General features: G+C 71.6%; 1 protein-coding gene. It reads left to right on the top strand.

Features of this window, described 5'->3' with window-relative positions; translation table 11 throughout:
• Positions 1–232, top strand: a 232-nt coding sequence (locus SB751_RS35645) for an ATP-binding protein (RefSeq protein WP_410749688.1), incomplete at both ends; no start/stop codon positions are given.

The following is a 232-nucleotide window of genomic DNA, read 5'->3' as shown; positions in this document are numbered from 1 at the left end:
CTCCGAGGGCGGCCTCGGCATCGGGCTCGCGGTGGCGAAACGTCTGGTGGAATTGCACCACGGCAGCATTGCGATTCAAAGCGGAGCGGCCGGCGCGGGCACGCTCGTCACGGTGCGCCTGCCGATCCTGCGCAGCGCGCCGGCCCAGAAACCCGCCATGACGATGCCCCAGGTGCGCCCCACCCGCCTGCTGCTCGCCGACGACAACCGCGACGCGCTGGAAGTGCTCAGC

The sequence above is a fragment of the Cupriavidus sp. SIMBA_020 genome, assembly GCF_046535395.1.
GTDB lineage: Bacteria > Pseudomonadota > Gammaproteobacteria > Burkholderiales > Burkholderiaceae > Cupriavidus > Cupriavidus campinensis.
The sequence above is the reverse complement of the archived record's forward strand: the minus strand, read 5'-3'. Positions and strand labels throughout refer to the sequence as shown.